At 43.5% G+C, this 13,733-nt stretch carries 11 protein-coding genes; 5 read left to right on the forward strand and 6 right to left on the reverse strand.

Going from position 1 to position 13,733, the window contains the following annotated elements; all coding sequences use genetic code 11:
* Positions 1-9 precede the first annotated feature (9 nt).
* The 5 genes from iolG to DV872_RS14675 all read left to right on the forward strand — a co-directional run bounded on the left by iolG (position 10) and on the right by DV872_RS14675 (position 5,099).
* On the forward strand, positions 10-1,041 hold the full coding sequence (gene iolG, locus DV872_RS14655; protein WP_114630698.1) for an inositol 2-dehydrogenase: 1,032 nt from the start codon (positions 10-12) through the stop codon (positions 1,039-1,041).
* Between the two features lie 15 nt (positions 1,042-1,056).
* Positions 1,057-1,956: a myo-inosose-2 dehydratase gene (iolE, locus tag DV872_RS14660; protein ID WP_114630699.1), complete on the forward strand. Its 900-nt coding sequence runs from the start codon at positions 1,057-1,059 to the stop codon at positions 1,954-1,956.
* A gap of 15 nt (positions 1,957-1,971) precedes the next feature.
* A complete protein-coding gene (locus tag DV872_RS14665; protein WP_114630700.1) occupies positions 1,972-2,796 on the forward strand; it encodes a sugar phosphate isomerase/epimerase in 825 nt (274 codons plus the stop codon).
* A gap of 87 nt (positions 2,797-2,883) precedes the next feature.
* A complete protein-coding gene (locus DV872_RS14670) occupies positions 2,884-4,062 on the forward strand; it encodes a Gfo/Idh/MocA family protein (RefSeq protein WP_114630701.1) in 1,179 nt (392 codons plus the stop codon).
* Between the two features lie 98 nt (positions 4,063-4,160).
* Positions 4,161-5,099, forward strand: a complete 939-nt coding sequence (locus tag DV872_RS14675; protein WP_114630702.1) for an AEC family transporter — start codon at positions 4,161-4,163, stop codon at positions 5,097-5,099.
* An 87-nt stretch (positions 5,100-5,186) separates the two neighbouring features.
* On the opposite strand, the gene DV872_RS14680 is transcribed toward DV872_RS14675, so the two are convergent.
* From DV872_RS14680 to DV872_RS14705, 6 genes are all read right to left on the reverse strand, one after another.
* The gene (locus tag DV872_RS14680) at positions 5,187-5,480 is read right to left on the reverse strand and encodes a PG0541 family transporter-associated protein (protein ID WP_114630703.1); all 294 of its coding nucleotides are present in this window, start codon (positions 5,478-5,480) and stop codon (positions 5,187-5,189) included.
* The gene (locus DV872_RS14685; RefSeq protein WP_114630704.1) at positions 5,477-8,584 is read right to left on the reverse strand and encodes an efflux RND transporter permease subunit; all 3,108 of its coding nucleotides are present in this window, start codon (positions 8,582-8,584) and stop codon (positions 5,477-5,479) included. The genes DV872_RS14680 and DV872_RS14685 overlap by 4 nt, the downstream gene beginning before the upstream one ends.
* Before the next feature lie 13 nt (positions 8,585-8,597).
* Positions 8,598-9,563 (reverse strand): efflux RND transporter periplasmic adaptor subunit, encoded by a 966-nt coding sequence (locus DV872_RS14690; protein ID WP_114630705.1) that lies wholly within the window; start codon positions 9,561-9,563, stop codon positions 8,598-8,600.
* A 169-nt stretch (positions 9,564-9,732) separates the two neighbouring features.
* Complete coding sequence (locus DV872_RS14695) at positions 9,733-11,082, reverse strand: sigma-54 dependent transcriptional regulator (protein WP_114630706.1); 1,350 nt, start codon at positions 11,080-11,082, stop codon at positions 9,733-9,735.
* Entirely contained in the window at positions 11,079-12,335 is a 1,257-nt protein-coding gene (locus DV872_RS14700; protein WP_158546985.1) for a PAS domain-containing sensor histidine kinase, read from the reverse strand. Before DV872_RS14700 ends, DV872_RS14695 begins: the two co-directional genes overlap by 4 nt.
* Before the next feature lie 59 nt (positions 12,336-12,394).
* Positions 12,395-13,714: a TolC family protein gene (locus DV872_RS14705; RefSeq protein ID WP_158546986.1), complete on the reverse strand. Its 1,320-nt coding sequence runs from the start codon at positions 13,712-13,714 to the stop codon at positions 12,395-12,397.
* Between the last annotated feature and the right edge of the window lie 19 nt (positions 13,715-13,733).

Below are 13,733 nucleotides of genomic sequence, written 5' to 3' on the forward strand. Positions count from 1 at the left end.
AGGATAAGAATGGCTGAAAATATTGTTGTCGGAATTATAGGTGCCGGAAGAATCGGTATCGTCCATGCTAAAAGCATAGCCAATGAGATTCCCGGTGTAACTATTAAGACTGTGGCTGATCCATATTTGACAGCAGAGGCTGAGAATACAATGCTGAGTCTCGGTGCGGGAAAAGTTACCAGGGATTATACGGAAATTATTAATGATCCTGAAATTGATGCCGTATTCATCTGTTCCTCTACAGATACACACTCCTTGATCTCCCAGGAAGCTGCCAGGGCGGGAAAACATGTATTCTGCGAAAAACCGGTGGATCTTGATATCAATAAAATTAAAGAGACCCTGAAAGTTGTCAAAGAGAGCGGAGTAAAATACCAGGTTGGATTTAACAGACGTTTCGATCACAACTTTGCAGCTGTAAAAACGGCAATTGATGCCGGAAAGATAGGGAATGTTCACATTCTTAAAATTACATCCAGGGACCCCTCTCCCCCCCCCATCAGCTACGTAAAGGTATCGGGTGGAATCTTCTGCGATATGATTGTTCATGACTTTGATATGGCCCGTTTTCTAGTTGGAAGTGAGGTTACTGAGGTTTATGCCGCAGCCGCTGTCCGGATTGATGAAGAGATTGGAAAAGCCGGTGATTACGATACGGCTGTTGTAACTCTGAAATTTGAAAACGGAGCCATTGCAGTGATCGACGCCAGCAGAGAGGCATCCTACGGTTATGATCAGAGGACTGAAGCATTCGGAAGCAAGGGGGCTGTGGCCATCGGAAATGACACACTCTCCACGGCTGTTGTCAGTGATAAAGACGGAGTCAATGCTGAGAAGCCTAAATACTTTTTCCTCGAAAGGTATATGTCTGCATTTACTGAAGAAAAAGTACAGTTTTTTGATGCAATCAGAAATGGAACTGAGCCCCCTGTCGGTGGATTCGACGGACTTATTTCTGTAGTGATAGCAGAGGCTGCTAAAAAATCTGCTGTCGAGAACAGACCCGTAAAAATATCAGAAATATCAGATCTCAACTATTAAATATTGGAGAAAACAATGATCGATAAAACAAAAATTAAACTGGCCTGTGCGCCAATTAACTGGACAAATGATGATGCTCCCGAGCTGGGTGGTGAACTTACCTACCAGCAGTGCCTCAGTGAAATGGCTCTTGCCGGATTTCAGGGCAGTGAAATCGGAAATAAATATCCCAAAGATCCTGAAGTGCTCAACAAGGCTCTCAAGCTGAGGAATCTGGAAATCTGCAACTCCTGGTTCAGCTGTTTTTTTACAACCAGACCGGAAGAGTTTACTATTGAGCAGTTTATCAAGACCCGGGATTTTCTCCATTCAGTAGGTGCAAAGGTTATCGGTATCTGCGAAGTTGGACTGAGTGTTCAGGGTGATCTCAGTGCGCCTCTGTTTGAAACAACACCCACTCTCTCAGATAAAGATTTTGAAAAAATCGCCAGAGGTTGTGAAAAGCTTGGAAAACTGGCGCAGGAAAAGGGTATGACCGTTGCCTATCATCACCACATGGGAACCGGAATTCAGACTCTCGAGCAGTACAGCAGGCTTATGGATATGACAGATCCCAAACTGGTCAAGGCTCTCCTGGATACAGGACACCTGACCTATGCCGGAGAAAATGCGGTAGAGGGATTCAAAAAGTTCATCCACAGAACAGCCCATATTCATCTCAAGGACCTTAGACGTTCTGTATGGAATAATGTCGGCCCAAAGCGCTACAGCTATGTGGGCTCTGTAATTGAGGGTGTTTTTACAGTACCCGGTGATGGAGACATGGTTGACTGGGACGGTGTATTTGAAGTCATCAGAAACAGTAATTTCGAAGGTTGGATTGTCGTGGAAGCAGAACAGGATCCCGCACTGTATGATCCTCTGGAATATGCACAGAAAGCACGTGCCTTTATTAAAGAAAAACTGGATATCTAGGCCGAAGGAGTCACAATGAAATACGGATTGCATGGACTTCTGGTCAGATATTCCAATGTTGCAACAGATATAAGAATTGCCGCAGATGCCGGTTATGATGCTGTAGAGCTTCATACAGATAAGCTTGATCGTTACCTGGCCTCGGGCTTTACGGGTAAGGACCTGAATCTTCTGTTGGAAAAACACAGTATGAAAGTCAGCTGTATCGATATTATCGGTGATGTTGAAAGTCAGAAACCCGAAGTTTTCGGGAAGGTGATGGACAAGGCAGCACTTCTTATCGACACGGCTGTTGAAATCGGATGTCCAACAATACAGCTTAATGCCTTCATGGAACTGGCAGATAAATCAGTAGATGAAAATATCAAACTGACAGCTGCCAATATCAGGAAAATCTGTGAACTTGGTCAGAAAAAAGGTATCAGATTCCAGTATGAAGGGGCTGCCTGGACACCTATTCACTCCATAGAACAGTGCCGGATGCTGGTTGAAGAAGTGGGAGTAGATAACTTCGGATTCGTTGTTGACTTCTGGCATTTCTGGGCAAGCCGTGGCGGAACTCCTGAGGATATTGCAAAGTTAAACAGCAATATGATTTACGGAGTTCATATTGCAGACGGCTTCAGACCTGCAGAGGGTGAGGCCTGGGTTGATGAAACTCTTCTGAGAGGAGCTCTGCCGGGAGATGGTGAGATCAATATTGCTGAATGGATAGATGCCGTTAAATCTACGGGTTATGACGGGTACTACTCTGGAGAAATCCTCTGTCATAAATTGTGGGAAGCAGATCTGATTGATATTGCTTCTGATACTCTTTCCAGGATGAAAAAGTATTTTTAAACTGCTGCTGAAGAAGCAGATTAAATCGGCCGGAATCTGAATAGATAAGTCAGTTCCGGCTTAAAAAATTGAAAATTGGAGATTCCCATGTTTAATGAAGAAAAAAGATTGGACCGCCCTTACAGATGGGCAATGATAGGTGGCGGACGAGGCAGCCAGATAGGTTATATACATAGATCGTCTGCTCTTCGGGATGGACTGTTTGAACTTGTTGCAGGTGCATTTGATATCAATCCTGAACGGGCAAAGAGTTTCGGTACCGCCATCGGGGTGAATGAAGATCGATGCTATGCGGATTATAAAGAGATGCTTGCCCGTGAAGCTGGTCGGGATGACGGAGTAGAAGTCGTCTCTATTGCTACTCCCAACAAATTTCATTACCAGATGTGTAAAGATTCTCTGGAAGCAGGTCTGCATATTGTCTGTGAAAAACCCCTTTGTTTTACTTCTGCCGAAGCCGAAGAGCTGAAGAAAATTGCAGAAGAAAATAAGCGGATGATCTGTGTCACCTATGGCTATACAGGGCATCAGATGGTTCATCAGGCTCGTAAAATGATCGAAAACGGTGACCTGGGAGAGATCAGGATCATCAATATGCAGTTTGCCCACGGCTGGCACTCTGAAGAAGTTGAAGCCAATGATCCCGGCACCAAATGGAGAGTCTCTCCTGAAGTTGCCGGTCCGACTTATGTCCTTGGAGATATCGGTACTCACAGTCTTTATATGGCTGAACTTATGGTTCCTGATTTCAAAATTGAGAAACTCATGTGTTCCAGACAGAGCTTTATCAAGAGCAGGGCTCCCCTTGAGGATAATGCCTTTGTTCTGATGAATCTTAAGGGTGGTGCTGTTGCCAATCTCTGGGCGTCCGCTGTTAATGCCGGAGGCATACATGAGCAGAAAATCAGGGTAGTCGGCAGCAAGGCAAGTATTGAGTGGTGGGATGAGCATCCTAACCAGCTTTCATATGAAATTCAGGGTCAGCCTAAACAGCTTCTGGATCGAGGACATGGATATCTTTACAGTGATGATGCCTGTGTGGCTGCTGATAGAATCGGATGCGGACATTCTGAAGGTCTCTTCGAGTCCTGGTCCAATCTTTATAATGCATTCGGCTTTGCAATGAAAGCAGCTGATAACAATGATAAAAAGGCTCTGGAGAGTCTGGAATTCCCTGGAATTGACGCTGGAATTGATGGTGTCAAATTTCTGGAGAACTGTGTGGAGTCAGCAGACAACGGCTCTATATGGGTCGACTTTAAATAATAAATATCCCCGGATTTAATTCTATCTCCGGGGTATTCAAATCTTAAAAGCAAAAAATCTTAGCATCGACAAATCTTAGCACCAACAGGTAAATAGTAATGGATCAGGCCGCATCAGGTATTCTTAAAATCGTAATCTTTCTTCTACTGGGTGTTCTATTCAGAAAAAAATCTGTTCTGAATCAGCAAAGTATAGAAGGGTTGAAAAAAATAATTCTGTACCTGGCCATCCCCTCCATATTATTTCTCTCTTTTTCAAGGCTCGATTTTAATTTAAGTTTTTTACCCGTGACCGCAGCAGTATTCAGTATCAATTTTATTATGTTCTGGTTTGGAGTCCTGATTTTTAAATCAAGGGGTTCGAAACATAGACTACTGCCACTAAGCCTCTCTACAATGAATTTTGCTCTACTTGGAATACCCTTATATGATGCTGTTTATGGCATTGAAAATCTCCATCACTATACTGTCCTCGGGGTGGGTAATGAGATTTTTATCTGGTTTGTTTTCTACTTTATGTTCCGGTGGTTCTTGAGTTCAGAACATGCTGAATCCACTGAGTGGAAATCATTCTATAAGAATCCGGTTATCTGGGGAATTATTCTTGGCTGCATGGCCGGTCTGTTCAAAATTGATATTACTGCCGGTGATAACTTCATTGTCTCATCTGTCTCCGATGTAATAGTCAGTGCTTCAAAACTGACAACCCCTCTTATACTTGTTTTTATAGGGTTCAACATATCTCTTTCATCGAAATACACTTTCCAGAGTTTAAAGTATGTATTGTTGAGACTTACATCCATGTATTTCCTGGGATACATCATAAAATATTTTGTTATAGATCATTTTTTTGAACCTTCTAAGATGGGAAATTCTGCATATTTTTTGCTCCTTTCTCTTCCCCCTGTTTTCTCTCTTCCAATTCTTGCTGATGAGTATCTGGAGAGTGATGAACTTTTTCTGCTCAATAATGTAATTGTGCTGCATGCGGTGATTACAATAGTGCTTTTTTCTGTATATTCAATCTTTGTTAAATGAAATAATCAGGAGAGTGTATTCCAGCTTTTGTAATATTAAAAGAAGGCCGGTATACAAGTGATAGGCCGGCCTTCGATTCAATACTGATTAAAGTTCAATCTCCATAAAGGGGATGGCAAAAACCTTAATCCCCTCCTGTGGAAAGCGCTCTTTCACCTTCCTGATGCCCCTTGCATAGCTTCGGGCATTCTCTTCACTGCAGTAGATAATCAGCATGAAATTTTCTTCAGGCCATACTCCGTCTCCCTGCCGGGGAACCTGCCGCCCCTGTCCATGGACGCTTCCCACTCTTGAAAAGCGGAGATCCTCCACCTCAGTTCCCAGGGCATCTTTGATATCTTGTTCAACCGTATTATTGGCTATTATTTCCAGTCTGATCATTTATATTTCCTTCTGTTCATAAGGGCGAAAAGCAGGGGAGTTACAAAGAGGGTCATCAATGAGCTGACCAGGAGTCCCCCGATAATTGTCTGAGCAATAGGCTGCACCTGTTCCGTACCGGCTCCTCCCATAAAGGCAAGGGGATACATTCCCAGTATTGTGGTGAAAGTTGTCATCAGGATGGGTTTGAGTCGGTTCCCAGCCGCATTCACACAAGCCTCAACCAGATTCTCTCCCCGTTTGAGGAGCATCTTAGTATAGTCTACCATAACTATTCCATTGTTTACGACCAGACCCACAAGAACTACGAGTCCCACAGCAGACATTATGCTGAAGCTGGAGCCGGTGATAAGGTATAGAAGAACAACACCGATGAGCATCAGGGGAATTGTCATAAAGATGATAAAGGGATCTTTCAACGACTCAAACTGTGCCGCCATTACCCCAAAGACCAGGATCAGTGCAATAACCAGAATTATAACCATCTGGGTACCCTGTTCGGCTATGTCCTTGAAGTCTCCCCCCATGCTTATGGTGACACCATCGGGAACTATCACTTGATCTGCAAGCAGAGCATTGATATCAGCCTGGGCTTCAGTTGAAGAGTATCCTTGATTCAGTCCCCCCAGGATGTGGATGGTACGCTGTTCATTTTCTCTGCTGATGGCAACAGGTCCGGTACTTCTCTCCAGATGGGCAACATTGGATACGGCAATCCTGGTACCGGAACTATTTACAACAAAAATCTTGTTCAGGTCGGGGATGCTGCTTTTGTCCTCTTCTCTCAGAATAACCTGAACATCCAGTTCCTCTCCGTCTACCCTGTATCGGGTGGCGGTTTTTCCCTGAATACTGGCGCTGACTTCATTGGCTACAGTATACATATCCACACCCAGGCTGTAGGCCCTGTCTCTGTCGATAACCAGCTCGATCTGGGGCAGTCCCTTGTCCATATCCATACTGAGATCCTGTACTTTCGGCAGGTTTGCTTTCATCAGTTCAACTAAGTCATCAGAAAAGGATATTGCCTGATCAAGACTGTCTGACTGAATAACAAGGTCAACAGGATTACTGTTCCCCATTCCCGGTCTCATACTCGTAAACTCAAGTGTTGCCGCCGGGAAATCATTGAACCAGGTTCTTACCATGGTTTTCATCTCATCAGCCGTCATTGTCTGGTTCTGGTAATCAGGGAGTTTTACCTCAACAGATGCCTTATTGGATTCTACAGAACCACCGAACATGCCAGATTCCCCGATGGTTACAACCATATTTTCGTAATGACCGGCCATTTCATATTCTATATTATCAACCAGTTGACGGACCTGCTGCTCTGTTTCATCAAGAGCTGTACCAGTGGGCAGCTCCATGGATACCGTAAAAGAATCTTCACTCATGGACGGTGTCAAAACCATACCCATCTTAGGTATCTGCAACATGGTGAGTGCAAAGAGGAGAAAGATAAACAGCAGGGTTTTCTTTTTGTGATTCATCAATGCGGCAAGAAGCTTTTTGTAGCCATTATCCAGAGCATTGAAGCCTGCTTCAAAGGCATTATCTATTTTTTTCAGTGCCTTGTTTTTAAGAGGTTTCTGGGTTCTTGTTCTTACCTTGAGGTAGTTGGCCGACAGAGTAGGGACCAGTGTAATTGCTACTATCAGAGATACTGACATAGCGATGATAATGGTCCAAGAAAGAGATTTGAATATCTGCCCGAACATTCCGATGTTGTCTGCAAAAAGAACCATGGGGATAAATACACAGATCGTTGTCAGTGTAGATGCAGTTATTGATTTTACCATCTCTCTGTTTCCAAGGATGGCAGAGGCCTTGAGTCTGGTTCCCCGTTCTCTGTAGCGGAAAATATTTTCAAGAATAACAATAGAGTTGTCTACAACCATTCCCAGACCGAGGATTATCCCGGTAAGTGTCATAAGGTTCAATGACAGGCCCATGAAATACATAAACAGGATTGTCACAAAAATAGATATGGGGATGGAGAGGGCAATGATCAATGTACTGGACCAGGTTCGTAAAAAGAAAAAGAGTACAACCATGGCCAGGAGGATTCCCTGAAAGAGTGAGCTGTAGGTCTGATTCATAACGGAACGAATAGAAGAGGAGCTATCAGAAAGAACCAATACTTCCATTCCTGCAGGAAGAGCATTGTTGATACTTTTAATTTCATCCTGAATCTTGTCGGAAACATCTATACTGTTGGCATCTGACTCTTTCTGCACTGAAAGAGTTATACCTGTGAGACCGTTTATATAGACCCGATTTTCTTCATCTTCAAAAGCCAGAGAGACTTCAGCCACATCTTTGAGGCGTATAACTTTAGATGAGCTGTCAGGTCCGCCTGCAATATTTGAGATAATCACATTTTCAATATCTTCAAGACTGCTGAATTCCGCATCTGTTCTTATCAGAAAATCTGTCCCTTTTTCTTCAATACTTCCGGAGCCCAGCTGATAATTCTGTGCAGCCAGAGAGGATGATACACGGCTCAGGGTCAAATTATAGGCTTCAAGGCGATTTTGAGACACATCGATTCTGACAATCTCCTGCTGTCCTCCCTTAACAGATACAGTCGCCACTCCGCTTATCCTTTCAACAAGAGGCTGAATTGTATCTTCGGCGACTTTACGCAGTTCATTCTGGGATTGAGAGCCTTCGACTGCCAGGGTCATGACGGGCATCATGTCTGAACTCATCTTAAATATAATGGGGCTGTTAGCATCATCGGGGATCATATTTGATGCCAGTTCGAGTTTATCTCGAACATCATTTGTTGCAAGATCAAGATCTTTTGAAAAATCAAATTCAAGCATAATCATACTGGACCCTTCGGAAGAGGTAGAGCTTATCTCTTTAAGATCACTCACATTGGAAAGCTGCTGTTCCAGCATTTCTGTGACATTTTTTTCAACATCCTCCGGTCCTGCCCCCGGATATGAGGTCATGACCAGGATTGAAGGCATTTCCATATCGGGAAACATCTCTACCGGGATACTCGGAACAAGAAAAGCAGCCAATCCTATAAGAAGGGCAAAAACAATGGAGACTGCAACGGGTCTGTTAACTACGGTTTCGGTGATATTCATTTACAGTATTTCCTTATGAGTTTACTTTCACAGCAGACCCGGGCTGCAGCATTGTCTGTCCCAGGGTTACAAGCTGTTCACCTTCTGAGATGCCGCTTAAAACGATGGTTCTTCCATCTATGGAGAGTCCAGTTTCAATGATTTTCATTTCAGCCTTCATATCCTGGGAGATTACATAAACATATTTCCCGTCTTCAGAGTTCTGAATGCTGTTGCTTGGAATCACCAGGGCATTTGTGTATTTGGCTGTAATTAAATATGCCGATCCGAACATTCCGGATTTTATTCTTTTATCTGTTTTATCAAGATTCAGTTTTATTTCCAGTGTCCTGGAGTTTCTGTCCAGCACGGGGCTGATCTCAGTAATGGAAGCCTCAAAGAATTCATTTTCATAGGGTTCAAAACTGATCAGGGCCTTCTGACCGAGTGCTACAGAGGCCATATCTTTCTCTGATATAAAACTCTGAATCTGCAGTGATGAGAGGTCTCCCACTGTAGCCAGGGGGACTTGAGGAGAGGATATGGTAGCTCCCACGTTATAGGGCAGGTCCGTAATCGTTCCGTTGATGGTGGATTTAACAGGGCTTGCAACATATTTCTGTCCAGGCAGAGAAGGGTCTACTTCTGCAATGATATCTCCCTTGCGTACATAGGTACCAAGGCTTACATTGAGTTTTGTCAGTTTTCCCGTGGCATCCGGATAGATTTCAACAGTTGTTTCTGCAATAACATCTCCATTGAACTTCAGGTAATCTTCAATACTGCTCAGTTCAATGCTTTGAGTCAGGACTGTGTAAACAGTCTCTTCCTCTATTTTATTTTTGGGAGCTCTCGGACCAATCTGTGCTTTTTGAGCATTCTCGGAAATGGGGGCATTGCTTATGAGAGTATTAATTCCCATGCCACCAATAACTACAACAATCAGGATAATCAGTACAAGCCCTGTGATTCGGCCTTTCTTCTCTTTTTTCTTATTCATATAACCCTCCGGCAATTTAAATTCAGTTCTTATACCGGATAGTAATGCAGGATCTGTGCCAAGTTCTGTAAGTTGTGTTTAGAGGGGTTTAAAAGCTGATTTCAGGAGAGGAGCTGTGCAGATATTGCGCAGTTCTCAACAAATGCACAGCTCGGTGAGGGAAATGGAATTATTCCGCTTTGTCCAGATTGAATTCCTGTATTTTGTTTATAATTGTACGCCGGGATATACCCAGCTCTTTCGCAGCTCGGCTGCGGTTCCCTTCCCATCGCCTGAGGGCCTGGATAATTGACTCTTTCTCCATCTCTTTCAGAGTGCGTCCCGCCTTTCCTGATTCCAGTGCGGTCATTGTAGAAACCGGAGCCTGAAGGTCTATGTCCGTATCCTGAAGTTCATTGCCTTCACAGAAAATCATGGATCTCTCCAGAATATTTTCGAGTTCTCTGATATTTCCGGGAAAATCATGGGTTTTCAAAATCTCCCAGGCCTTGTCTGAGAGCCCCTGCAGATTTAGATCCATTTTTTGGTTCAGTTTTTCAATAAGGAAACCCGTCAGCCGGGGAAGATCATCCATGCGTTCCCGAAGGGAGGGAATCTCCAGCCGGGCTATATTGAGTCTGTAATACAGGTCTTCACGGAACAGACCCTCTTTGACCATCTCTTCCAGTCTGCGGTTAGTGGCTGTAATAATACGGGCTGTAATGTCTATCTCTTCCAGTCCTCCAAGACGGCGGAACTTCTTTTCCTGTAAGACCCGGAGCATCTTTACCTGCAAAGAGAGGGGCATTTCACCAATTTCATCCAGAAAAAGACTCCCCCCCGATGCCTGCTCAATGAGACCTTTTTTTTGTTTATCAGCCCCTGTAAAGGCCCCTTTTTCATAGCCGAAGAGCTCACTTTCAATAAGATTTTCGGGGACTCCTCCAATATTTACAGGAATAAAGGGTGCATCTTTCTGGGCAGAGTTCTGATGGAGTGTCCGGGCAGTTACTTCTTTTCCCACTCCGCTTGCACCGGTTATCAGTACTGTCGCATTGGTGGATGCAACACGGAGGAGGCGTTTCTGCAGTAGAATCATTGCTTTAGAGCTCCCGTTGAAATACTCATCACCCAGAGTGTTCATACCCTCCTGCATACCCTCCTGCATATCTTCTGAAACAAGAAGATTTTCTTTCAGAGCTAATAATTTATCCAGAAGGATTTCGGGGTCGAAGGGTTTGACAATATAATCGACGGCACCGATTTTCAGGGCATCAACTGCATCATTAACCTGACCGAAGGCAGATATCATTGTCACCGGAAAGGGCTGTTCCTGAGTCTGAAGCCATGCAAGTAATTCCAGCCCCGACATTCCCGGCATTTTAAGATCAAATATTCCCGCATCATATTCATTGTTTTCAATAAATCTTTGAGCAGAAAAGGCATTTTCCGCACTGTCTACGGTGAAACCATCCTGTTCCAGTAATATTTTGAGACTTTCGCGGATGTTTTTTTCATCATCAACAACCAGAATCCTCATGATAGATGCTCCTCTTTCTCCAGCAGAGGGAAGGTTATACGGACTGATGTTCCCATACCGGGGTCGGATTCTATTTTAAGGTCTCCATGGGCGGCACTGACAAAGCTGTGGACGATTGCAAGTCCTATTCCTGATCCTGTGGATTTTGTTGTAAAGAAGGGATCAAAAAGATGCTTCAGATTTTCCGGAGGAATACCCTTGCCCTTATCTTTTACAATGAGGACTACCTGATCATCCTTTGTATCCAGATCTATGCTTATATCAGAATGGTCACTTTCACTTTGAAGGGCATTATTGAGTAGATTTTCCAGTATGGATCTAAAGCGGTCAGGATCAATGTGAACCGGAAATACATCATCTCTGGTACTGTAACTCAAATTATGGCTGTAACGTTTCATAGTTTTACTTACTTCAATGTTTAAGTCGCAACGCTGGGGTTCCCCTTCGGGATGCCTCAGGTAATCACCTACGCGCTCTGTCAGAAGAGAGAGACGATCCACTTCCTCATTGATAATCCGCAGGGATTCTTCGTGGAGCCGGCAGGATGATCTTTTTATTATGGTGGACTGAAGGCGGATGCTGCTTAGAGGGTTTTTTATCTCATGAGTCAGAGTGCGGGCTGCTGTTCCCAGAACCACCAGACGCTCCTGTTCGCCAATCTGTTTTCTGTAGGATATATTTTTCGTATACAAGTGCCAGATAAAGAATACAATAGAGATTATGATGACGGGGATGATGAACTGCAGCAGCTTGAATTTCTGAACTGTTGAATATATCAGGGGATCAATTATTTCCACATAGGTATAGCGAATCATCTGCTCCCTGTATTCTTTACTTTGGGTCTCGATATTCTGTGTATATCCTTGATTATATTTTTCGATGTCCTCCATATTTCTGAAAATAGGGATAAAGGGATTCATCATATCCCTCTGGATGACAATACTCTTTCTTTCCTTGTTGAAAAAAGGCCTTTCAGAAGTAGATTCAATCTTTGGACGGGCAGTGCCATGGATATAGAGAGGATCTCCGTAGTAGTTATAGAATGCAAATCCCAGGATCTGTGCTGTCATCTGATCATCCAGAGATTCTCCGGATGTATACAAATTGTAATAGCGTCCCAGTAATTTTTCATATTCCAGGAGAAGGCTGACCTGTTTATGCTGAATATGGGTTTCAATAATTATGACACCCATAACAGAGAACAGTACAAAAATCAGTATCAGCAGATAGATTAAGAATCTTTTTTCATTCATATTGCTTGTAATTATATGTGTATATAGGGGCTGTGACAAACGCATCAGATTTTTTCACATTATTGTACATTTCGAATCTCCATTACACTGTTAATATCTGCATTAAGCGCCAATTCCATGTCCAGAATTCCTGCAAGATATCTGTATTTACTCAAGAGTAGATCCTGATGAGCTGATAACAGTTTATTCTGTGCATCTTCAACATCCAGGAGCTCGGATGTTCCCTGAGAATAGGCGGCTTCTGTCATTTCATAAGTTTTCTGTGCCAGCTCTACAGAAAGTTCTGATGTCTCTATATTCGTCCATGCTCCCTCGAGAGTCATAATAAGAGATCTAATCTCCTGTTCTGCATTATTCATGGTATTCTCCACCTGAATAGAGGACTTTTCAACATTTCTGCCGGCACTGTTTATTGATGTCCTGTCACTGGAACCGGGAATAAAACCATCTATGGGAACACTCAAGTAAGCAGATATTGTTGCACTGTCTGACCAGGAGGGTTCTTCACTGAGACTTGTTATACCATTATCCCATTTTGCAGATAGAGACAGGGACGGGGCCATTTTTCCTGCTTTTAGCAGTTTTTCCTTATTTTCAAGGATCTCCCTGTTTTTCTGACTGCTCTGCACATCGAGTCTTCCTGTAAGGAAAGTATCCACAAGAACTTGAGCTTCCAGTTCTATCTGCGTCACTGTTAAATCCCCCTGGAGTTCAATTCTTTGGGAAAGATCCATTCCCAGAAGATTCTGAAAGGCCATAAGCTGATTTTCATAGGCTGTTTTGACATCCTGATAGGCTGGTTTTAACAGTTCAACAGAGTTCTGAGCCTGCAGGACATTTAACTCTGAAACCAGGCCGTTCTGAAAGTTAACCAGGGCCTGTTCATAGCGTTTCTGTGCCAGATCAATACTCTTCTGCTTGAGGAGTACATTTTCCTCAGAAGCCAGCAGATACTTGAACTGTTTTCGAATGGATGCTTCCAGACTTTTCTGATTATTCTCATACACAATTGACTGGGCCTCATACCCAAGGGAGGAGGCTTCCATGGAGTAAAAGTTTGTCAGGCCGAGGGGGAGTGAAATCCCTCCGCCAAAACTCATACTCCACGGATCTCCGGATGTCTGCATTGATTCAGTACTGAGAAATTCATCTTTTCGGGATACTCCGGCACTTGCGGAGAAGCTGGGGAGGAAATTATTCCATCTGTTATTTTTTTCCTCTTCACTGTTTTGATAATCCAGAGAAGAGCTTCTCAGGGACAGGTTTTGTGTCATCCCCAATTCAACGGCCTTCTCTTCTGTCAGTGTTAATGGCTCCTCTGCATATATAAATCCTGTTATAGCGATAACGCCAAGAAATCCCAAAATTAACTTTCTCATATTCATACCTTAAATGTTT

Source organism: Oceanispirochaeta sp. M1 (assembly GCF_003346715.1).
In the GTDB taxonomy this organism is placed as follows: Bacteria; Spirochaetota; Spirochaetia; order DSM-2461; family DSM-2461; genus Oceanispirochaeta.

Excerpts from the sequence above, each read along its gene's own strand:
- DV872_RS14670 (WP_114630701.1), top strand. The coding sequence starts at position 2,884 with ATGTTTAATGAAGAAAAAAGATTGGACCGCCCTTACAGATGGGCAATG.
- DV872_RS14705 (WP_158546986.1), bottom strand. The coding sequence starts at position 13,714 with ATGAGAAAGTTAATTTTGGGATTTCTTGGCGTTATCGCTATAACAGGA.
- DV872_RS14700 (WP_158546985.1), bottom strand. The coding sequence starts at position 12,335 with ATGAATGAAAAAAGATTCTTAATCTATCTGCTGATACTGATTTTTGTA.
- DV872_RS14665 (WP_114630700.1), top strand. The coding sequence starts at position 1,972 with ATGAAATACGGATTGCATGGACTTCTGGTCAGATATTCCAATGTTGCA.
- DV872_RS14695 (WP_114630706.1), bottom strand. The coding sequence starts at position 11,082 with ATGAGGATTCTGGTTGTTGATGATGAAAAAAACATCCGCGAAAGTCTC.
- DV872_RS14690 (WP_114630705.1), bottom strand. The coding sequence starts at position 9,563 with ATGAATAAGAAAAAAGAGAAGAAAGGCCGAATCACAGGGCTTGTACTG.
- DV872_RS14675 (WP_114630702.1), top strand. The coding sequence starts at position 4,161 with ATGGATCAGGCCGCATCAGGTATTCTTAAAATCGTAATCTTTCTTCTA.
- DV872_RS14685 (WP_114630704.1), bottom strand. The coding sequence starts at position 8,584 with ATGAATATCACCGAAACCGTAGTTAACAGACCCGTTGCAGTCTCCATT.
- iolE (WP_114630699.1), top strand. The coding sequence starts at position 1,057 with ATGATCGATAAAACAAAAATTAAACTGGCCTGTGCGCCAATTAACTGG.
- iolG (WP_114630698.1), top strand. The coding sequence starts at position 10 with ATGGCTGAAAATATTGTTGTCGGAATTATAGGTGCCGGAAGAATCGGT.
- DV872_RS14680 (WP_114630703.1), bottom strand. The coding sequence starts at position 5,480 with ATGATCAGACTGGAAATAATAGCCAATAATACGGTTGAACAAGATATC.